Genomic DNA, 21,360 nt, shown 5'->3' on the forward strand with positions numbered 1-21,360 from the left:
AATGAGGGCTCCACAAATGAAAAAGGGCGCCAATGGCGCCCTTCTTCATTAGTTGCGATGCATCAGTTTTGCAGCGCGGGTTGTTGCTGCGCCCCGTTGATCGGGATGCGCTTGGCTTTCGCCTCTTCCGGGATCACTCGCAACAGGTCGATGCTCAACAGACCGTTGCTCAGGCCGGCGGATTTGATCTCGATATGATCGGCCAACCGGAAGGACAGCTTGAACGCACGCTGGGCGATACCCTGGTGCAGGTAGGTCACGCTGTCGTTGCTCGCTTCGCGCTTACCACCGCTGATGGTCAGCACACCTTTTTCCACTTGCAGGTCCAGGTCGTCTTCCTGGAACCCGGCGGCGGCAACCACGATGCGATACTCGTCATCGCCATGTTTTTCCACGTTGTAGGGTGGATAGCTACTGCCCGGTTCGTTGCGCAAGGCGGTTTCGAACAGGTCGTTGAAACGGTCGAAGCCCACCGAGGAACGGAACAGAGGGGCCAGGGAAAATGCAGTACTCATGATTCAAATCTCCTGAAAAGTTCAGCAAGGTTTTTTGTCTCCGCGACCCGAATTCGGCATCGCGTAATCCCTATCTAGGGACCGCCAAAAACTTTTCAAGAGGTTGTTTTGAAATTTTTTTCAGGCCGCTTCGGTGCGCTGCACGCCCAGCAAATGGCCTACCGCGTCCAGGTCGGTTTCCCGGCGCAGGGCGGTAAACAGCTCCACCGCTTCGGGATAATTGCGAGTCAGCATCGCCAGCCACTGCTTCAACCGGCCGGGCGCCTGGCGTGGGGTCAATTGCTCGACCACCTGCACCCAGAAGTCCTGGAGCATCGGTTGCAATTCGGCCCAGGACAGCTCGATCACCTCTTCACCGGCCCTGGCCGCAGCGATCTGCCGGGCCAAATCAGGACGGGAAACGAGTCCGCGGCCGAGCATGATGTCTTCCACACCACTGATCTCGCGGCACCGGCGCCAGTCTTCAACGCTCCAGATATCCCCGTTGGCGAATACCGGGACCTTGACCACCTCCTGAACCCGTGGGATCCACTCCCAGTGGGCCGGTGGTTTATAGCCGTCGGTCTTGGTCCGCGCATGCACCACAATGTGCGCCGCGCCACCTTCGGCCAATGCCGTGGCACAGACCAACGCCCCATCCGGGCTGTCGAAACCCAGGCGCATCTTGGCGGTAACGGGAATGTGCCTGGGCACCGCGCGGCGCACGTGCTCGACAATTTCGTTGAGCAGCTCCGGCTCTTTGAGCAACACCGCCCCACCCCGTGATTTATTCACAGTCTTGGCCGGGCAGCCGAAGTTCAGGTCGATAACCTGCGAACCCAGCTCGCAGGCCAATGCGGCGTTCTCCGCCAGGCACACCGGATCGGAACCCAGCAATTGCACCCGCAGCGGTACGCCGGCAGCGGTCCGGGCACCGGTCAGCAGCTCAGGGGCAAGCTTGTGGAAATAGGCCGGTGTGAGCAGACGGTCATTGATGCGAATGAACTCGGTCACGCACCAGTCGATACCGCCAACACGGGTCAGAACGTCCCGCAGGATGTTGTCAACCAACCCCTCCATGGGCGCCAGGGCAATTTGCATGGAAAAACACACTCAACGAAAAACGTGCGGCAGTTTACCGGATTTTGCCCACAACATCGGAATTCACCACCAATCCCCTGTGGGAGTTGAGCTTGCTCGCGATAGCGCTGGGTCAGCTTGCATTGATACCGAATGTGCGGCCGTCATCGCGAGCAAGCTCGGCTCCCACACTGGATCCCGCGTGTTCACAGATTCTGCATCCACCACAGATCCCTGTGGGAGCGAGCTTGCTCGCGATAGCGCTGGGTCAGTCTATGAGAATGCCGGATGTCATCAGCGCAGGACCATAACCCTCGATGAACTCCGGCGGCATGCGCTTGGGTCTGCCAGTGGACAGTTCGATGCAAACAAAGGTGGTCTGGGCGCGCAGCAACGTGGTGTTGTCGCTGGGGCGAATCAGCTGGAAATGCCGATTCATCTTCAATCGCTGATCCCAGTCGACGATCCAGGTAGCCAGTTGCAGCTCGTCACCTTCGTAGGCCGCCGCCAGGTAATCGATCTCATGACGCACAACCGCCATGGCCCGGTCCAGCCGCCGATACTCCACCAGATCCAGCCCCAGGCGCTGGGAATGGCGCCAGGCACAGCGCTCAAGCCAGGTGACGTATACCGCGTTATTGGCGTGGCCCAGCCCGTCGATGTCTTCGGCATTTACCTGAAGATCAATAATGAACGGCGTTGCCCTATCCCAGCCCATGCCCCTCTCCCGGTCGAATTTGGTGGGGGCCAGTGTAACGGATCCGAGCTTGATCGCCATCGCGGCCAAGCCTTGCTCCCGCAGATCAAGCCGATTGCCGTGCTTGCAGACTGCGCCCGGCCAGCAGGGATAACACGCCATCAATGACGCGAGGATCGGCCAGCACCCGCTGGTGGCCGCCCTGCGGCAAGCGCAGCAAGCGGCTGTCGAACCAGGCTTCGTGAATCAGTTGCGATTCCTTGACCGAAACGAAGGTGTCGTCCTCGGCATGGACAATCAGCCCGGGCACGTCCAGTTGGTAATGGGCGACATCCATCCTCGAAGCCGGCATGCCCACATCGTTTTCCACTTGGCGAATGAAGGCCGATCGCGCCTTGGGCGGCAGCCCCATCATCCGGGCGAACCCACGCAGCACGCCAAGAATGCGCGCAGGCGCCGCAATGCTGACCAGAGTCTCGGTCCGCAACCCCAGCTGAACCGCGAGCATGGCACTGGCACCACCCATGGAATGCCCAACCACGGCTTGCAGCGGTGGTAACTCCGCCGCGGCTTCGAGCATGGCCCTGGCAAACAGCAGGACATTGGCCTCGCGCCCAGGTGAGCGGCCATGGGCCGGACCGTCCAACGCCACCACCGTGTAGCCGGCACCTACCAGCGCCGTGATCAGCGCGGCAAATTGCGTGGGTCGCCCTTCCCAGCCATGCATCAACAAGACGGTCGGACCTTTGCCCCAACGCAAGGCGGACAGACCGAAGCGTAAGGTGATGCGCTCGGAGGTCGCCAGCAATGGCAGCTCCCAATCCCTTGGCGGCAAGTCCCGGGGACGCATGAACAGCGATCGCATCTTCTTCGCCACCAGGCCCGGAGCCACCCATCCCAGCGTGCCATTGACGCCACGAATCCAGCTAAACCTGTTCATCGCTCATCTCCAGGGCTTGCGCCTTAGCTCATCGCACCGCCGACTTGGCAGCGCGCAGCAACCGATCCGATAACTCTCCCGGGCCCAACGCTCGCGCCAAGGCCAGGCCGCCGACCATCAGGGCAATGTCAGCCAAGGCCTTGTCGGCGTCTTCCGGGCTGGCCGCCAACTGCGCAACCATCAGCTCAATATGCTCATTGAGCACCTCACGAAACTCATCCGGCAGCCGCCCGAGCTCGCCGACCGATGCCGGGATCGGGCAGGCCAGATCGGTGGTATCACGGTGCTTGCGCGACAGGTAGAACGCGGCTGCCAGGGTTCGCCGCTCCTCACCGCTCAGCTCGGCATCCATGTCAGCGATCAAGCCACGACGCTGGCTGAGCAGTTGCTTGAATGCCTCGAGCATCAAGGCATCCTTGCTTTCGAAGTGGGCATAGAAGCCGCCCACTGTCAGCCCGGCGGCGCCCATCACTTCGCCGACACTCGGCTCGGCCGGACCCCGCTGAATCAGCGCAGCACTGGCGGCCTTGAGTATGCGTTCGCGGGTTTGCGCTTTTTTATCGCTCATCGTTACCTCCGAATATTACGACTGAAATATTATCCATGTAATAATTTTCCGCAAGCGGAAATTTTGACCGCTGGTCAGAAGCATCGTTAAAGGAATTGAAGATTGGCCGAACGCCAGACAAACAAAAGGGCCATTCAAGAATTGAATGACCCTTATAAAATCCCGCAGAGCGGGTAATCGTGGCGTCCCCTAGGGGACTCGAACCCCTGTTACCGCCGTGAAAGGGCGGTGTCCTAGGCCACTAGACGAAGGGGACACAAACCTTCTAACTTGATCAGCGCTGAGAACTGATCGATTCAAGGTCGGTGTGGCCAAACCTTGAACCTGTAATTGGTGGAGCTAGACGGGATCGAACCGTCGACCTCTTGCATGCCATGCAAGCGCTCTCCCAGCTGAGCTATAGCCCCGGATTTTTCGCCTCGCGGCGGAGCGACATCTTGCAACATCGCTTCTGTAAAACTGGCGTCCCCTAGGGGACTCGAACCCCTGTTACCGCCGTGAAAGGGCGGTGTCCTAGGCCACTAGACGAAGGGGACGCAAACCCTTCTATACAACTGATCAACGCTGAGTGTTGATCGCTTCAAGACCGGTGTGGCCAGGCCTTGAAGTGTAAATTGGTGGAGCTAGACGGGATCGAACCGTCGACCTCTTGCATGCCATGCAAGCGCTCTCCCAGCTGAGCTATAGCCCCTCATCGCTGAGGACGGGGCGAATCTTAAGGGCGTATCCGAGGGCTGTCAAATTTATTTTCAACAAATTTGAAAGTTTTTTGCCGGGATAACAATCACTTACCGACAAACCCCGGAAAACCGGGGTATGTCCTGCCTCATCGAGCACTCAGGCAATCGCGCCCAGCAGTTTTTCCCACTCCTTGTTCTCCTTCTTCGACACACCACCGAGCAGATCGATGGCCTGGCGCAGACGGAAACGGGTCAGGTCCGGGCCAAGGATCTCCATGGCATCGAGCACCGACACCGAGCTGGCCTGGCCAGTAATGGCGGCGAACATCAGCGGCATGGCATCACGCAGTTTCAGCTCCAGCGATTCGACCACGGCCTGGATGGTCGCGGTGATGCTGTCCTTTTCCCACTGACGCAGACTTTCGAGCTTCCACAGGATCAGTTGCATCAATTGGCGCACCTGATCACCGGAAAGTTTCTTGGACTCGAACAGCTTCGCATCCGGCGTCACGCCGCCGGCAAAGAAGAAGCCGGCCAGGGGTGCGATCTGGCTGAACGTCTCCACCCTGCCCTGCACATGGGGAGCGATTTTCATCATGTACTCAGGGTTGAATGCCCACTTCTGTACACGCGCAGCAAACTCCTCCACCGGCAGGTCACGCAACCACTGACCGTTGAGCCAGGAGAGTTTCTCGACATCGAAGATCGGACCACCCAGCGACACCCGCGACAGGTCGAAGTGCTCGACCATTTCCTGCAGCGAGAACTTCTCGCGCTCGTCCGGCATCGACCAGCCCATGCGCCCCAGGTAGTTGAGCATCGCCTCAGGCATGAAGCCCATGCGTTCGTAGAAGGTCACCGACGTCGGGTTCTTGCGCTTGGACAGCTTGCTCTTGTCCGGGTTACGCAGCAGTGGCATGTAGCACAGCTGCGGTTGTTCCCAGCCGAAGTATTCGTAGAGCAGGATCAGTTTCGGCGCCGACGGCAGCCATTCTTCACCGCGCAGGACGTGGGTGATGCCCATCAGGTGATCGTCGACCACGTTCGCCAGGAAATACGTCGGCAGGCCGTCGGTCTTCATCAGCACTTGCATGTCCATGCGATCCCACGGGATCTCGACATCGCCACGCAGCATGTCCGGCACCACGCAGACGCCTTCGCTCGGCACCTTCATGCGGATCACATGGGGCTCACCGGCGGCCAGACGACGGGCGACTTCTTCCTTGGACAGCAGCAGCGCGCGGCCATCGTAGCGTGGGGTCTCGCCGCGAGCGATCTGCTCGGCGCGCATCTGGTCCAGCTCTTCGGCGGTGCAGAAGCACGGGAAGGCGTGCCCCATGTCTACCAGTTGCTGGCAGTACTGCTGATAGATGTCACCGCGCTCGCTCTGGCGGTAAGGACCGTGCGGGCCGCCAACGTCCGGACCTTCGCTCCAGTCGATGCCCAGCCAGCGCAGGGCGTCGAAGATCTGCTGTTCGGACTCGCGGGTCGAACGCAGCTGGTCGGTGTCCTCGATCCGCAGGATGAACTCACCGCCGTGCTGCTTGGCAAAGCAATAGTTGAACAAAGCGATGTAAGCGGTGCCGACATGGGGATCGCCAGTGGGCGAAGGCGCGATGCGGGTGCGGACGGTGGTCATGGCATGTCTCGGAAAGAATATAAAAGCGAAGATGAAACAGGGGGCGAATGGTAACAGGCGATGGTGGGCGGGCTCCAGTGAGAGGGGGATTTGTGTGGCACCTGTCAGACCGAGGCACCTTCAATCGCGAGCAGGCTCGCTCCCACAGGGAACCAAGTTGTCCAGACTGGACGCGGTCCATTGTGGGGGCGAGCCTGCTCGCGATAAGGCCATTACCGTGGCCACACAACCTCAGACAGTCAGCAACCGCTCGCGCAGCTTGCCAATCTCGTCACGCAACTGCGCAGCCGCTTCGAACTCCAGGTCCCGGGCCAGCTGGTACATTTTTTCTTCCAACTGACGGATACGTTTGCTGATTTCGCTCGGCGAGCGCAGTTCGGCTTCGTAACGGGCGCTCTCTTCGGCGGCCTTGGCCATGCCCTTGCGCTTCTTGCTGCGCGAGCCGGGCACAGTGGCGCCTTCCATGATGTCGGCGACGTCCTTGAACACCCCTTTCGGCGTGATGCCGTTGGCCAGGTTGAAGGCAATCTGTTTATCGCGACGACGCTCGGTCTCGCCGATAGCCCGTTCCATGGAACCGGTGATGCGATCGGCATAAAGAATCGCCCGGCCGTTGAGGTTACGCGCCGCCCGACCGATGGTCTGGATCAACGAACGCTCGGAGCGCAGGAAACCTTCCTTGTCGGCGTCCAGGATCGCCACCAGTGACACCTCCGGCATGTCCAGGCCTTCGCGCAGCAGGTTGATCCCCACCAGCACGTCGAACGTACCCAGGCGCAGGTCGCGGATGATCTCGACCCGCTCCACCGTGTCGATGTCCGAGTGCAGGTAGCGCACCCGCACACCGTGGTCGGCCAGATAATCAGTCAGGTCTTCGGCCATGCGCTTGGTCAGCGTGGTGACCAGCACCCGCTCCTCCACTGCCACACGCTTGGAGATTTCCGAGAGCAGATCATCGACCTGAGTCAGCGCCGGGCGCACTTCAACCTGCGGATCGACCAGCCCGGTGGGTCGCACCACCTGCTCGACCACCCGGCCGGCATGCTCGGCCTCGTAGTTGCCGGGGGTGGCGGAGACGAAAATCGTCTGCGGACTCACACTTTCCCATTCGTCAAAACGCATCGGCCGGTTATCCAGGGCCGAAGGCAGACGGAAGCCGTATTCCACCAGGGTTTCCTTGCGAGACCGGTCGCCTTTGTACATGGCGCCGACCTGGGGCACGCTGACGTGGGATTCGTCGATCACCAGCAAGGCATCGGCCGGCAGATAGTCATACAACGTAGGCGGTGGCGCGCCCGCCGGGCGACCCGACAGGTAGCGCGAGTAGTTTTCGATGCCGTTGCAGTAACCCAGCTCCAGGATCATCTCCAGGTCGAATCGGGTCCGCTGCTCCAGCCGCTGGGCTTCCACCAGTTTGTTGTTCGACCGCAAGTATTCCAGGCGCTCCTGCAATTCAACCTTGATCCCCTCGATAGCGCCCAGCAGGGTTTCCCGGGGCGTAACGTAGTGGCTCTTGGGGTAGAAGGTGAAGCGCGGCAGCTTGCGGATCACCTCGCCGGTCAGCGGATCGAACGCCGAAAGACTCTCCACTTCGTCATCGAACAGCTCGATGCGGATCGCCTCCAGGTCCGATTCCGCCGGGTAGATGTCGATCACGTCGCCACGGACCCGGAACGTTGCCCGGGCGAAATCCATGTCGTTGCGGGTGTACTGCAGGTCCGCCAGGCGACGCAGCAAGGCTCGCTGGTCGAGCTTGTCGCCGCGATCAACGTGCAAGACCATCTTCAGGTACGTTTCCGGGCTACCCAGACCATAGATGCACGATACCGTGGTGACGATGATCGCGTCCTTGCGTTCGAGCAATGCCTTGGTGGCCGAGAGCCGCATCTGTTCGATGTGATCGTTGATCGAAGCATCCTTCTCGATGAAGGTGTCCGAAGACGGTACGTAGGCTTCGGGTTGGTAGTAGTCGTAATAGGAGACGAAGTACTCCACCGCGTTATTGGGGAAAAACGCCTTGAACTCGCCATACAGCTGCGCCGCCAGGGTCTTGTTCGGTGCCAGCACCAGGGTCGGGCGCTGCACCTGGGCAATCACGTTGGCGATGCTGAAAGTCTTGCCCGAGCCTGTCACACCGAGCAGCGTCTGGTGCGCCAGTCCGGCCTCGATACCTTCGACCATCAGGCGAATGGCTTCCGGCTGGTCGCCGGCGGGCTGGAATCGGGTGACTAGCTGGAATTCAGACATAACATAACCTCTGGGTTCACCCCTGTCGGCCAGCCAACAGGAACGAGAAAGACCGAAACGACTGATGTCGCCCGAGGAAAAAACTGGGATGCGTACAATGTGGAGGTGAATGCCTTCGCTTTCAAGACGAACGTCCTACACGCCTTGAAGTCTTTGACGCCGCCAGGGGACTAACGGTCGAAAAAAACGAAAATACTTACCTTAAAAACCGAATCGCCTGTCGCCGCGCCCGGTGATGGCCTCTATACTAGCTCCCCGTTTGTGCACCGCTCTAGTGCATTCGGCTGGAGCGCTACACGTCCCCTCACACTCCATTCAGAGCCGCGCAATAATGAGCCTGTTTTCCGCTGTCGAATTGGCACCACGCGACCCCATCCTGGGCCTCAACGAAGCATTCAACGCCGACACCCGTACCAATAAGGTCAACTTGGGCGTGGGTGTTTACTGCAACGAGGAGGGGCGCATTCCACTTCTGCGCGCCGTTGTCGAAGCCGAGACGATCCGCGTGGCCCAACACGTTTCCCGTGGTTACCTGCCGATCGACGGCATTGCCGCCTACGACCAGGCGGTCCAGACCCTGCTGTTCGGCAAGGACTCGCCGTTGATCGCCTCCGGCCGCGTCATCACCACCCAGGCCGTGGGCGGCACTGGCGCACTGAAGATCGGCGCCGACTTCCTCAAGCAACTGCTGCCTGACGCCGTCGTGGCCATCAGCGATCCAAGCTGGGAAAACCACCGCGCGCTGTTCGAAACCGCCGGTTTCCCGGTGCAGAACTACCGCTACTACGACGCCGCCACCCATGACGTGAACCGCAGCGGCCTGCTGGAAGACCTCAACGCCCTGCCCGACCGCTCGATCGTCGTGCTGCACGCCTGCTGCCATAACCCCACCGGCGTGGACCTGAGCCCGCAAGACTGGAAAAACGTACTGGACGTGGTCAAGGCCAAGAACCACGTTCCATTTTTGGACATGGCTTATCAGGGCTTTGGCGACGGTATCGACGAAGACGCCGCCGCCGTGCGCCTGTTCGCCGAGTCGGGCCTGACTTTCTTTGCGTCCAGCTCGTTCTCCAAATCGTTCTCGCTGTACGGCGAGCGCGTTGGCGCCCTGTCGATCGTCAGCGAATCGAAAGAGGAAAGTGCCCGGGTACTGTCCCAGGTCAAGCGTGTGATCCGCACCAACTACTCCAACCCGCCGACCCACGGCGCCAGTATTGTCGCAGCCGTGCTCAACAGCCCGGAACTGCGGGCCCAATGGGAAGCGGAACTGGCCGAAATGCGTCTGCGGATTCGCGGCATGCGCAACCAGATGGTGGATATGCTGGCTAAAGCCGCTCCGCACCGGGATTTCAGCTTCGTCGCACGCCAGCGCGGGATGTTTTCCTACTCCGGCCTGACCGTTGAACAGGTGACGCGCCTGCGCAACGAGTTCGGCATCTATGCCCTGGACACCGGCCGCATCTGCGTGGCCGCGCTGAACCAGAACAACATCGATGCGGTGACCAAGGCGATTGTTCAGGTGATCTGAAGGTCGCCGGGATGAAAAAAGGGAAGCCAAGGCTTCCCTTTTTTTGCGTTCACGCTGACCCCGTGGCGAGGGAGCTTGCTCCCTCGCCACAAAAGCAACTCGTCGAAATTACAGCTCCGTCGCCCGCTGACTCGCGGCATCGTCGTAGATCACATACAACGACTCGGCAATCTGACTCTTGATGGCCTTGGTGCTTTCCAGCCCCAGGACAAAACCCTCGGCCTTGCCACCGGCACGGTTCAGTTCGTCAGCGGTGCTGGCCTGGGTGATGGCATCGTAGAGTTTCTCCGCGTGCGGTCCCACGCCCTTGGGCAAGCTGATCTGGGCGGTACTCATAGGCGCACCTCAGTGTGGTTGCCTGTGTGAAGCGGTAACAGATGATTCATGGCGCAAACCTTTGTTTGGCGAATGGCCGGTAGCGCGTTCAGCCACTTCCGGGGGACCATGGTAGCCCTCTCCTGCCGTTGCGGTAACCGCCAATCGCCGATTAATCGCCAACGGACCTGAGGAATGTGCCGGCCGGCAAGAGAAGCTTGACTTCTCTTTTCCAATCAGTAACATACGCGTCATTCCGCGATAGCTCAGTTGGTAGAGCAAGTGACTGTTAATCACTGGGTCCCTGGTTCGAGTCCAGGTCGTGGAGCCAGACAGCAGCAAATCAAGCCCCTGAATCGAAAGATTCAGGGGCTTTTTTGTGGGCGAAAGAAAGGGCTGATTGATTGAAAAGGCTTGCCGATGTCGCTGGCGGAACAATCAGTCAGGCCCGAACAGGCATCATGGTCTGAATCCTGCTTGAATTTGCCAGGCCCGACCGTCACGTGCACGTCATGAGGACGTCGCAAACTGGCGTTGTCCGCCAACAAACATCTCCATAACAACAAGGACGAAGACATGCCCACGCAACACCCGCACCGCAACAATGATCTGTGTACCTCCAGCAAGGTGTACACCGCGCTGACTGAACTCAAGCACCTGGAAGGCCACCGCAGCGCCAAATTCCTTTCGCTGCTGACGCAACACCTGGTGCGCAAGGGCTTGCTCAACGAGCAGGAAGTGGTGCACATGCTCGATCTGGTCGTCGATTGAGCAGCATCGATTCCTACTATTGAAGTGGTTGATTTTTCCTCCCCCCTGCTGAGTCGTAAGGTAACTCCATCGATTGATGGAGGTTCCCATGCCCAAGGTTCAAATCATGTCTGTCATTGGCAGCGCCGTGCCCGCCCCGCTCAGGGAGCGTGGTCTGTTGGCCTGCTGGTATCTGGTGCAGGACGGCGTCACCATCAGCGGTCCGCTGACTTCTCTGCCCGCCGCCCAAGCCCTGTCACAACGCATCGGCCCTTATCTGCTGACCGCCTAGGGCAACCGCACCCGCGGCTTGCTTTCGACGAACAGCGCCCAACACGACATGAACAGCGCGGCGATCAGCGGGCCGATCACAAATCCGTTCAGCCCGAACACCGCCAGCCCGCCCAAGGTCGAGACCAGCACCATGTAGTCGGGCATCTTCGTATCCTTGCCCACCAGGATGGGGCGCAGGAAATTGTCCACCAGGCCAATGACGAATATCCCGAACAGGGTCAATACCACGCCCTGCCAGATGGCCCCGGAGAGCAGGAAATACACTGCCACCGGCGCCCAGACCAGGCCCGCGCCCACCGCCGGCAACAGCGACAGAAAGGCCATCAGCACCGCCCAGAGCAACACCGTGGGAATCCCCAGGATCCAGAAAATCAGCCCACCCAACGCCCCTTGGGTGATGGCCACCAGCAGGTTTCCCTTCACGGTCGCTCGCACCACACGGTTGAACTTCAACTGCAGGCGACGTTTCTGGTACTCCGCCAGGGGAACGGCGGTACGGACCTTGCGCACCAGCTCAGGGCCGTCACGCAGGAAAAAGAACAACAGATAAATCATGACGAAGAAGCTCACCAGGAACTGAAACGTGCCCTGGCCGAAGCTGAACGCCTGGGTGGCGAAGAATTGGCTGCCTTGCATCGCGCCTTTGACGATTCGCTCTCGCAGCCCGTTCAGGTTACCCAGGCCAAAACGGTCGAGCAGGTTCTGGAAGTAAGGCGGCAAGGCATCCCGGAAGCGGGCCAGGTAATCGGCAATGTCCAACTCTCCGCTTTCCAGGCTCTTGTACAACGCCGCCCCTTCCTGGACCAGCAACGTACTGATGACGATCACCGGCAAGATCGCGATCACCACGCAAATACTCAATGTAAGCAACGAAGTGAGGTTGCGCTGCCAGCCGAGTTTCAGTTGCAGGCGGCGCTGCATCGGGGCAAAGACGATCCCCAGGATCACTGCCCAGAACACGGCGCCATAAAACGGCAGGAGGATCCAGATGAAAGCGATGGTGACCAGAATCAACATCAGCATCTGGGACTTGTCTTGCAGGGTCTTTCGGTTCATTTCTTTTCCATATCCTTGGCGCGATAAACGTTAGTCAGCCAGGATTCGCCGGAGTGCCTTTCCCTTTGCATCCGGTGTTGATCCAGATCAATTGCACGGTACCCGTCGTGGCGTACTCTCGGCGCTTTTTGCGATCCGACGCCACCATGCCCTTCGTTGCCCCCGAACTGCTCGCCCCCGCCGGCACCCTGAAAAACATGCGTTATGCCTTCGCCTACGGCGCCGACGCGGTGTACGCCGGTCAGCCGCGCTACAGCCTGCGTGTGCGTAACAACGAGTTCGACCACGCCAACCTGGCCTTGGGCATTGGCGAGGCCCAGGCCATGGGCAAGCGCTTCTATGTGGTGGTGAACATCGCGCCCCACAACGCCAAGCTGCGCACCTTCCTCAAAGACCTGGAGCCTGTGATTGCCATGGCACCGGACGCGCTGATCATGTCCGACCCCGGCTTGATCATGCTGGTGCGCCGGCATTTCCCGCAGATGCCGATTCATCTGTCGGTGCAGGCCAACACCGTGAACTGGGCCAGCGTCGAGTTCTGGCAACAGCAGGGCTTGAGCCGCATCATCCTGTCCCGGGAGCTGTCCTTGGAGGAGATCGCCGAAATCCGTGAGCAGGTGCCGGCCATGGAACTGGAAGTGTTCGTTCACGGGGCGCTGTGCATGGCCTATTCCGGACGTTGCCTGCTGTCGGGCTACCTGAACCGGCGCGACGCCAACCAGGGCAGTTGCACCAACGCCTGTCGCTGGAAATATTCGGCGCAACCGGCGCAGGAAAACGCGGTGGGCGATATCGTGCAGACCTGGCCAGCCGAACCGACCCTGGGCCTCGGCGCGCCCACCGACCAGGTGTTCCTGCTTCAGGAAGCGAACCGCCCGGAGGAATCGATGCCGGCCTTCGAGGATGAGCACGGCACCTACATCATGAACGCCAAGGATCTGCGGGCCGTGCAACACGTGGAGCGGCTTGCCCGCATGGGCGTGCATTCCTTGAAGATCGAAGGCCGGACCAAGTCGCACTTTTATTGCGCACGCACCACCCAGGTCTATCGCCGGGCGATCGACGACGCCGTGGCCGGCCGGGAGTTTGACCGCAGCCTGATGACCGATCTCGAATCCCTGGCCCAGCGCGGCTACACCGAGGGTTTTCTACGCCGGCATGTTCATGATGAGTACCAGAACTATCAGAACGGCAGCTCAGTGTCGGAGCGCCAGCAGTTCGTCGGTGAATTGACCGGCCAGCGGCGCGAGCGTCTGGCCGAAGTCCGGGTCAAGAACCGCTTTGGCCTGGGCGATCACATGGAATTGATGACCCCCAAGGGCAACTTTCACTTCGACCTGCATCAACTGCAGAACGTCAACGGCCAGGGCATCGACGTGGCTCCGGGAGACGGGCATGTGGTGTACGTGCCGATTCCGGATGCGGTGGATTTGCGGTTTGGGTTGTTGATGCGCGATGTGCGAGAAGCGTAGCGCCTGCACGGCCTCCCCAATCATGCAGACACCGCCAAACAATTGTGGGAGCGAGCCTGCTCGCGATAGCGCCTTCACAGTCAACATCGTTATTGACTGATCTACCGCCATCGCGAGCAGGCTCGCTCCCACAAGGTCGTGTTTGCCTGCGTCCGGCAAGAACTGCCGAAGGCTGCGATCCTCCTTTCCCGATAGGGCCCGGTTGCCCAGGCGAAACATCCGGATCGAGCACGAAAGATCGCAGCCTTCGGCAGCTCCTGCTGCACGACTCAGATGCGGAACTGCCCCACCAGTTTGCCCAGGCGTTGGCCCAGATCGGCCAAGCTGCGGGAGGTCTGGGCACCGAGTTGAGTTTCGTCGGCGACGCTGTCCACCGCCACGGCGATCTGGTGCACGCTGCGGTTGATTTCCTCGGCCACGGCGGTCTGTTCTTCAGCAGCGCTGGCGATCTGAGCGTTCATCGAATTGATGGTGCCGATCAACTGCGCCATGGTGTCCAGGGACGCCCCGGCCTCGTTGGCCTGCACCGACGTGCCATCGCCCGCTTCGCTGGAGCGGCGCATCGCTTCTACCGCCGCGTGGGTGCCCGACTGCAGACGATCAATCATGCCCTGGATTTCCTGGGTACTTTGCTGGGTCCGACTGGCCAGGGCCCGTACTTCATCAGCCACCACGGCAAAACCGCGGCCCGCTTCCCCGGCGCGAGCGGCCTCAATGGCGGCGTTCAGCGCCAACAGGTTGGTCTGCTCGGCGATCGAGCGAATCACCCCCAACACGCTGACAATCGAAGCCACGTCCTGTTGCAAACTGTCCAGGGACAAGCCGCTGCTGCGAATATCGTTCACCAGTGCATGAATCTGCTGGATGCTGCCGGCCACCACACGCTTGGCGGACTGGCCTTCTTCGTCGGTCTGCTGGGCCGCGACGGCTGCACCCTGGGCACTGCGAGCCACTTCCTGGGCGGCCGAAGACATCTCGTTGATCGCCGTTGCGACTTGGTCGGTTTCGTGACGCTGACGCTCCATGGCCTGCTCGGAGCGCTGTGCCTGCTCGGAAACCTGCGCCACCAGCCCAGTCAGCTGCGAGGTCATTTCGGTGATCTGCCGTACCAGTCCGTGGATCTTGTCGACAAAACGGTTGAACGAGCCGGCCAGTTGGCCGAGTTCGTCCTGGCTGGTGATCGCCAGGCGGCGAGTCAGGTCGCCCTCGCCCGCCGCGATGTCATCGAGGTTGTCTTTCATCAGGTGCAGCGGCCGCAGGATGGCATTGGCCAGCAACATGCCCACCACCGCAATCACCAGCAATACCACGACAGCAATACCCACGATGCTCAGCAGAACGCCTTGCAGACGTTCTTGAACCTTGGCCTCAACCAGTGCTACCTGAGCTTCAATGCCGTCCAGGTTGACCGAGCTGCCGACCGCCATGTCCCACTTGGGCAAGTAGTCGGTGTAGCCGAGCTTTGGCACCAGTTCTTTGCTGTTTGGCAGTGGCGAGCTGTATTCCAGATAGTGTGTCCCGTCCTTGGCGACTTTCACCAGGTCACGGTTGACATAGACACCGTTGGGATCGCGGTTGTCCTTGAAGGTTTTGCCCACACCGTCGGGGCTGTTGGCCTTGAAGAGACGAACAGTTTCGGAGTCGTAACCGAAGAAATAGCCGTCCTTGCCGTAGGTGACGTTCGACAGCAGCTTGATAGCCTCGGCCCGCGCGGCGTTATCCCCCGGCGCCGACGCGTCGTACAACGGCTTGATGGCAGTAAGCCCCACCGCGACGTAATTCTGCAGGGTGGCCTTAGCGTCGCTGAGCAAGCGCTCGCGGGTTTGCTGAACCTCTTTGCCGGCCTGCTCCTTCAGAATGAAGGCCGTGGTCAGGCTGATAATAGCGGCGGATAGCAATACAGGCAGTATTGCCAAGGACAGAACTTTAGCCTTCAGGCTCAGGCGCATACTGTTCACTCTTATCGGTTTTATGGCGTGGTTAACTGTGTTAACGGCACGGCGCGGGAAAACTGTAGGACAAGGTGAAGGGCTTGCGCCGAGTGGTCAGCTAAAGAGGTGCTGGATTTTGGGGCCTTATCGCGAGCAGGCTCGCTCTCACATTGGATATTCTGTGAACACCCCTGTGGGAGCGAGCCTGCTCGCGATGAAGGCGACTGGGTCCCGAATTACAACACCATCGCCGCCACCCAGCCAAACACCAGCAGCGGCAAGTTGTAATGGATGAAGGTCGGGACCACGGTGTCCCAGATGTGGTGGTGCTGGCCATCGATGTTCAGCCCGGAGGTCGGGCCCAGGGTCGAGTCCGAAGCGGGCGAGCCGGCATCGCCCAGGGCTCCGGCGGTGCCGACGATGCAAACGATCGCCAGCGGGCTGAAACCCAATTGCAGGCACAGCGGCACGAAGATCGTCGCCAGGATCGGCACCGTGGAGAACGATGAACCGATGCCCATGGTCACCAGCAAGCCCACCAGCAACATCAACAGGGCGCCGATGCCCTTGTTGTGGCCGATCCAGGCCGCCGAGGTTTCCACCAGGCTCTGGACTTCACCTGTTGCCTTCATCACTTCGGCAAAGCCTGAGGCGGCGATCATGATGAAACCGATCATCGCCATCATCTTCATGCCTTCGGTGAACAGGTCGTCGGTTTCACGCCAGCGCACCACCCCCGATACCGAGAAAATCAGGAACCCGACCAGGGCACCGATGATCATCGAATCCAGCAGGAGCTGAATGGCAAACGCCGCCGCGATCGCCAGTCCCGCCACCAACAGGCTCAACGGGTTGTAGCGCACGGTCACCTGTTCGGCCCTGGCGATTGTTTTCAGGTCGTAGATGCGTTTTTTGCGATACGTGAAAAACGCCATGACCAAACCAAACACCATGCCCAGCGCCGGAATGCCCATGGCATGGGTGATGTTGATGTCACTGACGTCCACGCCGCTGCGGGCGACGTTGGCCAGCAGGATCTCGTTGAGGAAGATGTTGCCAAAGCCCACCGGCAGGAACATGTAGGGCGTGATCAAGCCAAAAGTCATGACGCAGGCAATCAACCGGCGGTCCAGCTGCAGCTTGGTCAGTACATAAAGAAGCGGCGGCACCAACAGCGGGATGAAGGCGATGTGGATCGGCAGAATATTCTGGGAGGCAACCGCTACCGTTCCCAGCAAACCGATCAGAACCCACTTGACCCCCGAGCCACCGGCGACGTCCTGGCGATCCACCATGGCCAGGGCTTTGTCGGCCAGGGCGTGAGCCATACCGGATTTGGCAATCGCTACGGCGAAAGCACCCAGCAAAGCGTAGGACAAAGCCACGGTTGCCCCGCCCCCGAGGCCGGCATTGAACGCCTTGAGCGTGGCGTCGATGCCCAGGCCGCCAGTCAGGCCGCCCACCAGAGCGCCGATAATCAGCGCGATCACCACATGCACGCGGGACAGACTGAGCACCAGCATCACGCCAACCGCGGCAATTACTGCATTTATCATCATTACCTCAAAGCACAGCGATGGAGAGCCACCGGACAAAAAGGTCGCGACTTTGCAGGAAGCGGCGAGAAGCTGCAAGGGTCATGCGGCGGGTTTTATATCCGCATGAGAGCGGGAACGCACCGATATCTTGAGTCCAGCCCCAAAACAATGTGGGAGCGAGCCTGCTCGCGATGGCGGTCTGTCAGTTGATATTGAAGTGGCTGACCCGGCGCTATCGCGAGCAGGCTCGCTCCCACCAGAGATCAGCGCTTGGGCAATCCGATCGTGACCTTCAGCCCGCCCCATTCGCTGTCGCCCAGCGCCAGCGTCCCGCCCCAGGTGTCGACGATGTCCCGCACGATGCCCAGCCCCAGGCCGTGGCCGTCGGTCTGTTCATCGAGCCGCGTGCCGCGGCTGAAGACCTGATCGCGGCGGTCTGCGGGAATGCCTGGCCCATCGTCTTCCACCGCCAGGCTGAACCCCTCGGCTGTCTCGCTCACGGTCAGGCGCACTTGCGCGTCGGCCCATTTGCAGGCGTTGTCCAGCAGGTTGCCCAGCAGTTCCAGCAGATCTTCACGATCCCAGGGCAGGTGCAGGCCGGGCGGCGCGACGTAAGCCAAGTGCAAGTGCTCACCATGGATCATGTTCAGCGTGGCCAGCAACGCCGGCAGTTCCGCGTCGCAGTCAAGATGGGCACCGGGCAAGGCATCGCCGGACAGTCGGGCGCGGTTGAGTTCGCGGTTCAGGCGCTGACGGACCTGCTCCAGTTGTTCGAGCAACAGCTTGCGCAGCTCGGGGTAAGGGTCGAGTTTTTCATTCGAGGCCAGGCTTTGCAGCACCGCCAGCGGGGTTTTCAGGGCATGACCCAGGTTGCCCAGGGCGTTGCGGGAACGTTTGAGGCTGTCCTCGGTGTGGGCCAGCAGATGGTTGATCTGCGCCACCAGCGGTTCCAGTTCCCGGGGCACCTGTTCGTCGAGTTGCGAACGCTGCCCGCGCTGCAACTGGGCGATCTGCTCCCGGGCTTTGTCCAGCGGGCGCAAGGCGCGGTGCACCGTGATGCGTTGCAACAACAGAATCAGCAGCAACCCCGCCAACCCAAGGCCGAGGCCAATCTGCTGCATGCGCAGGAAAGTGTCCCGCACGGGCGTGTAGTCCTGGGCCACGCTGATGGAAATCGCCTGGCCCAGACGCCGATAGTCGGTACGCAGGACCAGCAGCTTCTGACCTTCAGGCCCCAATTGCAGGTTGCTGTGCAGCCCCGGATGGTCGAGATGGGGCAACTCCTGGTCCCACAGGGAGCGGGAGCGCCAATGCGTATCGGCAAAATCGATGCGGAAATAATGCCCGGAAAACGGTCGCAGATAAGCCGGCGACAAACGTCGCTCATCCAGTTGCAGGCCTTGCGGACCACGCACCAGGGCCACCAGCAGGTTCTCGCTGTCGTTGCGCAGCCCCGCCTCCAGATACCGCTGCAGACCCAGCTCGAATAACCACAGACTGGTCTGCGCCAAGACCAGGCCGACCACCACCATCACACCGATCAGGCCAAGGCTCAGACGCCGCTGGATCGATCTCACTGCGCCTGCCCGCCGAACAGGTAACCCTGGCCGCGACGGGTTTCGATCACGCTGCGGCCCAGCTTGCGCCGCAAGTGATTGACATGGACTTCCAGCACATTGGAATCGCGCTCGGTTTCACCGTCATACAGGTGTTCGGCGAGATGGCTCTTGGAAAGGATCTGCTCGGGATGAAGCATGAAGTAGCGCAGCAGGCGAAACTCGGCTGCGGTCAGTTGGATCTCGGTGCCGTCGCGGCTCACACACTGGCGCCCTTCATCCAGATGCAGGCCGGCCGCCTGGAGGGTCGGCTGGTTGGCCTGGCCATGGGAGCGGCGCAGCAGCGCCTGGATCCGCAGGTGCAGCTCTTCGGGATGAAAGGGTTTGGTCAGGTAATCGTCGGCCCCGGCCTTGAGGCCTTCGATGCGTTCGGCCCAGGAACCGCGGGCGGTCAGGATCAGCACAGGCGTGCTCAGGCCGCCCGCGCGCCATTGGGCCAACACTTCAAGCCCCGGCACACCCGGCAAGCCGAGATCGAGGATGATCAGGTCATAAGGCTCGCTGCTGCCCTGATAAACCGCGTCGCGACCATCGGCGAGCCAGTCGACGGCATAACCCTGCCGCGTCAGCCCGGCCATCACTTCGTCGGCCAGGGGAACATGATCTTCCACCAAAAGCAGGCGCATCAGTCTTCCTCATCTTTGAGTAAACGGCCGGTCGCGGCCTCCAGATCCAGTTCGCGCACGACGCCGTCGGTAGCCAGCAATTCGACTTCGTAAATATAGACGCCGTGTTTTTCTTCCAGCTCGGCCTCCAGCAGTTTGGCGCCGGGGTGGCGATCCAGCGCCTGTTGCAGCAAATGTTCCAGGGGCAGGATCACGCCCTGCTGCCGCAATTGCAGGGCCTCATCCTGGTCCAGGTCTCGGGCGACGGCCAGTGAACAGAACACCAGCAGCGCCAGCCCCCAACAGCTGCGGGGGCGTAAATTAAGCTTCATTACAGATCCTGATGATTCTTGAGTACCTTGCCGTCAACCGCGTCCAATTCAAGTTCCCAGTCAACACCCTGGGCATCGCGCAAGTCCACCTGATAGATGTACTTGCCGTATTCTTGTTCCAGCTCGGTATCGGTCAAGGTGGCGCCAGGGTGTTTGGACAAGGCAGTGGCGTTGAGTTTTTCAACCGACAGAATGGTACCAGCGTCCTGCAGCTTTTGGGCTTCGTCGGCCGTGAGGTCTCGTGCGCTGGCCAGGCCACTGATGGCCATCAGGGTAACGATGAAAAAGGCAGTCAGGCGGTTCATGGGTTGTCTCCTTTTTTTGTAATCTTCACCAGGGAACTGTATCGGGGCGAACTTAACTGAAACTGAATTGCCATCATTGAACACAGATCAATGTGGGAGCGAGCCTGCTCGCTGCCACAGGGCTGACGCCGTTAAATTATCCGTTGCAGCATTCGAGACCGGTATGACCGCCATCCACATCAAGTTCCCTGCCCTGACCCTCAAGGCCGGCCCTCGTGCTCTGGCACGCATTCGCCAGGCTGGCCTGAACGCTGCCGATGTCGGCATTCTGCCGGGCGCCGCCGGTGGCCCCAAGGCCTTGGGCATTCAGGGGCTGGACCTGGCGCTGTTTGGCGAGTGGCTGCCCGCCGCGCCCCGGGAGCGCTCGCTGATCGGTGCTTCGGTGGGCTCCTGGCGCTTCGCCAGCGCCTGCCTGCCGGATGCCGCCGAGGGGATCCGGCGCCTGGGCACCTTGTACAACGAGCAAAGCTTTGCCAAAGGCGTGACTATGGCCGGGGTGAGCCAGAGTTCGCAGCGCATGCTCGATGATCTGCTCCAGGGCCGCGACACGTCGATCCTCGAAAACCCGCACTACCGGCTCAATATCATGGTGGTCAAAAGTCACGGTTTGCTGGCCCAGGATCATCGCGGGCGGCTCGGCCTGGGATTGTCGTCGGTGATCGCCGACAACCTGCGGGGCCGAGCGCGCCTGTCGCGGCATTTCGAACGGCTGATCGTCCACGACCCACGCCGGGCGCCGCCGTTGCACCCGTTGAACGACTTTCCGTCACGCTTCGTCGCTCTGGAGGCCGGTAATCTGCGCCAGGCGCTGCTGGCATCCGGCTCGATCCCGTTGGTGATGGAGGGCGTGCGCGACCTACCCGGCGCCGGCGTTGGCACCTACCGCGACGGCGGCCTGTTGGACTACCACCTGGACCTGCCCTACAGCGGCGAAGACATCGTGCTGTATCCGCACTTCACCGACCGGGTCATTCCCGGCTGGTTCGACAAGGGCCTGCCATGGCGCCGGGGGAACGTCGAGCGCCTGCAGGACGTGCTGTTACTGGCGCCGTCCCGTGAATACCTGGCGCGCCTGCCCTTCGGCAAGCTGCCGGACCGTAACGACTTCAAGCGTTTCATGGGCGATGACACCAGCCGCCGCAAATACTGGCGCACGGCGATGGACGAAAGCCGCCGGCTCGGTGACGAGTTCCTTGAACTGGCGGCCAACGGTGGGCTGGGCGGGCGTTTGCTGACCCTTTAGTCAGCACGGTCGCGCAACGCCGGAACCAAA

General features: G+C 60.8%; 20 protein-coding genes, 5 tRNA genes and 1 pseudogene. 6 read left to right on the forward strand and 20 right to left on the reverse strand.

Annotated elements, in window-relative coordinates; all coding sequences use genetic code 11:
- Nucleotides 1-62 precede the first annotated feature (62 nt).
- The 11 genes from AC3I65_RS17500 to uvrB all read right to left on the reverse strand — a co-directional run bounded on the left by AC3I65_RS17500 (nt 63) and on the right by uvrB (nt 8,345).
- Nucleotides 63-515 carry an Hsp20 family protein gene (locus AC3I65_RS17500; protein ID WP_047229249.1) on the reverse strand — a complete coding sequence of 151 codons (453 nt, stop codon included), beginning with the start codon at nt 513-515 and terminating at the stop codon, nt 63-65.
- Between the two features lie 120 nt (nt 516-635).
- Nucleotides 636-1,595, reverse strand: a complete 960-nt coding sequence (locus AC3I65_RS17505) for a tRNA dihydrouridine synthase (RefSeq protein ID WP_047229250.1) — start codon at nt 1,593-1,595, stop codon at nt 636-638.
- Nucleotides 1,596-1,842: 247 nt separating this feature from the next.
- A complete protein-coding gene (locus AC3I65_RS17510; RefSeq protein WP_047229251.1) occupies nt 1,843-2,292 on the reverse strand; it encodes an acyl-CoA thioesterase in 450 nt (149 codons plus the stop codon).
- Nucleotides 2,293-2,377: 85 nt separating this feature from the next.
- On the reverse strand, nt 2,378-3,211 hold the full coding sequence (locus tag AC3I65_RS17515; protein ID WP_047229252.1) for an alpha/beta fold hydrolase: 834 nt from the start codon (nt 3,209-3,211) through the stop codon (nt 2,378-2,380).
- A gap of 28 nt (nt 3,212-3,239) precedes the next feature.
- Complete coding sequence (locus AC3I65_RS17520) at nt 3,240-3,779, reverse strand: TetR/AcrR family transcriptional regulator (RefSeq protein WP_076383913.1); 540 nt, start codon at nt 3,777-3,779, stop codon at nt 3,240-3,242.
- Nucleotides 3,780-3,959: 180 nt separating this feature from the next.
- A tRNA-Glu gene (locus AC3I65_RS17525) sits at nt 3,960-4,035 on the reverse strand.
- A gap of 75 nt (nt 4,036-4,110) precedes the next feature.
- Nucleotides 4,111-4,186: transfer RNA gene (locus AC3I65_RS17530), tRNA-Ala, on the reverse strand.
- A 53-nt stretch (nt 4,187-4,239) separates the two neighbouring features.
- A tRNA-Glu gene (locus tag AC3I65_RS17535) sits at nt 4,240-4,315 on the reverse strand.
- Nucleotides 4,316-4,394: 79 nt separating this feature from the next.
- Nucleotides 4,395-4,470: transfer RNA gene (locus tag AC3I65_RS17540), tRNA-Ala, on the reverse strand.
- Nucleotides 4,471-4,616: 146 nt separating this feature from the next.
- Nucleotides 4,617-6,098, reverse strand: coding sequence for a glutamate--tRNA ligase (gene gltX, locus AC3I65_RS17545; RefSeq protein WP_076383912.1), 1,482 nt, complete (start codon nt 6,096-6,098; stop codon nt 4,617-4,619).
- Between the two features lie 231 nt (nt 6,099-6,329).
- A complete protein-coding gene (gene uvrB, locus AC3I65_RS17550) occupies nt 6,330-8,345 on the reverse strand; it encodes an excinuclease ABC subunit UvrB (protein WP_076383911.1) in 2,016 nt (671 codons plus the stop codon).
- Between the two features lie 331 nt (nt 8,346-8,676).
- Between uvrB and AC3I65_RS17555 the strand changes: the two genes are divergently transcribed.
- Complete coding sequence (locus AC3I65_RS17555; protein ID WP_047229256.1) at nt 8,677-9,873, forward strand: amino acid aminotransferase; 1,197 nt, start codon at nt 8,677-8,679, stop codon at nt 9,871-9,873.
- Between the two features lie 108 nt (nt 9,874-9,981).
- On the opposite strand, the gene AC3I65_RS17560 is transcribed toward AC3I65_RS17555, so the two are convergent.
- On the reverse strand, nt 9,982-10,209 hold the full coding sequence (locus AC3I65_RS17560) for a hypothetical protein (protein WP_047229257.1): 228 nt from the start codon (nt 10,207-10,209) through the stop codon (nt 9,982-9,984).
- Nucleotides 10,210-10,443: 234 nt separating this feature from the next.
- Between AC3I65_RS17560 and AC3I65_RS17565 the strand changes: the two genes are divergently transcribed.
- The 3 genes from AC3I65_RS17565 (at nt 10,444) to AC3I65_RS17575 (ending at nt 11,230) form a co-directional block, all read left to right on the forward strand.
- Nucleotides 10,444-10,519, forward strand: a tRNA-Asn gene (locus AC3I65_RS17565).
- Nucleotides 10,520-10,764: 245 nt separating this feature from the next.
- Nucleotides 10,765-10,959 (forward strand): hypothetical protein, encoded by a 195-nt coding sequence (locus AC3I65_RS17570; RefSeq protein ID WP_047229259.1) that lies wholly within the window; start codon nt 10,765-10,767, stop codon nt 10,957-10,959.
- Nucleotides 10,960-11,047: 88 nt separating this feature from the next.
- Complete coding sequence (locus AC3I65_RS17575) at nt 11,048-11,230, forward strand: hypothetical protein (protein ID WP_047229260.1); 183 nt, start codon at nt 11,048-11,050, stop codon at nt 11,228-11,230.
- On the opposite strand, the gene AC3I65_RS17580 is transcribed toward AC3I65_RS17575, so the two are convergent.
- Nucleotides 11,227-12,288: an AI-2E family transporter gene (locus AC3I65_RS17580; protein ID WP_047229261.1), complete on the reverse strand. Its 1,062-nt coding sequence runs from the start codon at nt 12,286-12,288 to the stop codon at nt 11,227-11,229. The two genes, AC3I65_RS17575 and AC3I65_RS17580, sit on opposite strands and share 4 nt — an antisense overlap.
- Before the next feature lie 146 nt (nt 12,289-12,434).
- On the opposite strand from AC3I65_RS17580, the gene trhP reads away from it, so the two are divergent.
- Nucleotides 12,435-13,760 carry a prephenate-dependent tRNA uridine(34) hydroxylase TrhP gene (gene trhP / locus AC3I65_RS17585; RefSeq protein ID WP_076386590.1) on the forward strand — a complete coding sequence of 442 codons (1,326 nt, stop codon included), beginning with the start codon at nt 12,435-12,437 and terminating at the stop codon, nt 13,758-13,760.
- A gap of 269 nt (nt 13,761-14,029) precedes the next feature.
- Here trhP and AC3I65_RS17590 read toward each other — a convergent pair whose 3' ends face one another.
- From AC3I65_RS17590 to AC3I65_RS17620, 7 genes and pseudogenes are all read right to left on the reverse strand, one after another.
- Nucleotides 14,030-14,851 (reverse strand): methyl-accepting chemotaxis protein, encoded by an 822-nt coding sequence (locus tag AC3I65_RS17590; RefSeq protein WP_370695204.1) that lies wholly within the window; start codon nt 14,849-14,851, stop codon nt 14,030-14,032.
- A gap of 36 nt (nt 14,852-14,887) precedes the next feature.
- Nucleotides 14,888-15,709: pseudogene (locus AC3I65_RS17595) on the reverse strand (cache domain-containing protein); the annotation flags it as partial.
- A 218-nt stretch (nt 15,710-15,927) separates the two neighbouring features.
- Nucleotides 15,928-17,244, reverse strand: coding sequence for a Na+/H+ antiporter family protein (locus AC3I65_RS17600; RefSeq protein WP_160891366.1), 1,317 nt, complete (start codon nt 17,242-17,244; stop codon nt 15,928-15,930).
- Between the two features lie 248 nt (nt 17,245-17,492).
- Complete coding sequence (locus AC3I65_RS17605; protein ID WP_047229264.1) at nt 17,493-18,806, reverse strand: ATP-binding protein; 1,314 nt, start codon at nt 18,804-18,806, stop codon at nt 17,493-17,495.
- Nucleotides 18,803-19,471, reverse strand: coding sequence for a response regulator transcription factor (locus AC3I65_RS17610; protein WP_047229265.1), 669 nt, complete (start codon nt 19,469-19,471; stop codon nt 18,803-18,805). The genes AC3I65_RS17605 and AC3I65_RS17610 overlap by 4 nt, the downstream gene beginning before the upstream one ends.
- Entirely contained in the window at nt 19,471-19,782 is a 312-nt protein-coding gene (locus tag AC3I65_RS17615; protein WP_488524027.1) for a PepSY domain-containing protein, read from the reverse strand. Before AC3I65_RS17615 ends, AC3I65_RS17610 begins: the two co-directional genes overlap by 1 nt.
- On the reverse strand, nt 19,782-20,087 hold the full coding sequence (locus AC3I65_RS17620) for a PepSY domain-containing protein (protein WP_047229267.1): 306 nt from the start codon (nt 20,085-20,087) through the stop codon (nt 19,782-19,784). Before AC3I65_RS17620 ends, AC3I65_RS17615 begins: the two co-directional genes overlap by 1 nt.
- 163 nt (nt 20,088-20,250) lie before the next feature.
- On the opposite strand from AC3I65_RS17620, the gene AC3I65_RS17625 reads away from it, so the two are divergent.
- Nucleotides 20,251-21,330 carry a patatin-like phospholipase domain-containing protein gene (locus AC3I65_RS17625; RefSeq protein WP_305466356.1) on the forward strand — a complete coding sequence of 360 codons (1,080 nt, stop codon included), beginning with the start codon at nt 20,251-20,253 and terminating at the stop codon, nt 21,328-21,330.
- The last annotated feature ends 30 nt before the right edge of the window (nt 21,331-21,360 follow it).

The organism is Pseudomonas sp. N-1-13 (assembly GCF_057787095.1).

What these genes read in the sequence shown, in the direction of transcription:
- AC3I65_RS17590 (WP_370695204.1), bottom strand. Translation starts at nt 14,851, where the DNA reads ATGACCTCGCAGCTGACTGGGCTGGTGGCGCAGGTTTCCGAGCAGGCA.
- AC3I65_RS17570 (WP_047229259.1), top strand. Translation starts at nt 10,765, where the DNA reads ATGCCCACGCAACACCCGCACCGCAACAATGATCTGTGTACCTCCAGC.
- gltX (WP_076383912.1), bottom strand. Translation starts at nt 6,098, where the DNA reads ATGACCACCGTCCGCACCCGCATCGCGCCTTCGCCCACTGGCGATCCC.
- AC3I65_RS17625 (WP_305466356.1), top strand. Translation starts at nt 20,251, where the DNA reads ATGACCGCCATCCACATCAAGTTCCCTGCCCTGACCCTCAAGGCCGGC.
- AC3I65_RS17580 (WP_047229261.1), bottom strand. Translation starts at nt 12,288, where the DNA reads ATGAACCGAAAGACCCTGCAAGACAAGTCCCAGATGCTGATGTTGATT.
- AC3I65_RS17610 (WP_047229265.1), bottom strand. Translation starts at nt 19,471, where the DNA reads ATGCGCCTGCTTTTGGTGGAAGATCATGTTCCCCTGGCCGACGAAGTG.
- AC3I65_RS17505 (WP_047229250.1), bottom strand. Translation starts at nt 1,595, where the DNA reads ATGCAAATTGCCCTGGCGCCCATGGAGGGGTTGGTTGACAACATCCTG.
- trhP (WP_076386590.1), top strand. Translation starts at nt 12,435, where the DNA reads ATGCCCTTCGTTGCCCCCGAACTGCTCGCCCCCGCCGGCACCCTGAAA.
- AC3I65_RS17560 (WP_047229257.1), bottom strand. Translation starts at nt 10,209, where the DNA reads ATGAGTACCGCCCAGATCAGCTTGCCCAAGGGCGTGGGACCGCACGCG.
- AC3I65_RS17510 (WP_047229251.1), bottom strand. Translation starts at nt 2,292, where the DNA reads ATGGGCTGGGATAGGGCAACGCCGTTCATTATTGATCTTCAGGTAAAT.
- AC3I65_RS17520 (WP_076383913.1), bottom strand. Translation starts at nt 3,779, where the DNA reads ATGAGCGATAAAAAAGCGCAAACCCGCGAACGCATACTCAAGGCCGCC.
- AC3I65_RS17515 (WP_047229252.1), bottom strand. Translation starts at nt 3,211, where the DNA reads ATGAACAGGTTTAGCTGGATTCGTGGCGTCAATGGCACGCTGGGATGG.
- AC3I65_RS17615 (WP_488524027.1), bottom strand. Translation starts at nt 19,782, where the DNA reads ATGAAGCTTAATTTACGCCCCCGCAGCTGTTGGGGGCTGGCGCTGCTG.
- AC3I65_RS17620 (WP_047229267.1), bottom strand. Translation starts at nt 20,087, where the DNA reads ATGAACCGCCTGACTGCCTTTTTCATCGTTACCCTGATGGCCATCAGT.
- AC3I65_RS17575 (WP_047229260.1), top strand. Translation starts at nt 11,048, where the DNA reads ATGCCCAAGGTTCAAATCATGTCTGTCATTGGCAGCGCCGTGCCCGCC.
- uvrB (WP_076383911.1), bottom strand. Translation starts at nt 8,345, where the DNA reads ATGTCTGAATTCCAGCTAGTCACCCGATTCCAGCCCGCCGGCGACCAG.
- AC3I65_RS17500 (WP_047229249.1), bottom strand. Translation starts at nt 515, where the DNA reads ATGAGTACTGCATTTTCCCTGGCCCCTCTGTTCCGTTCCTCGGTGGGC.
- AC3I65_RS17555 (WP_047229256.1), top strand. Translation starts at nt 8,677, where the DNA reads ATGAGCCTGTTTTCCGCTGTCGAATTGGCACCACGCGACCCCATCCTG.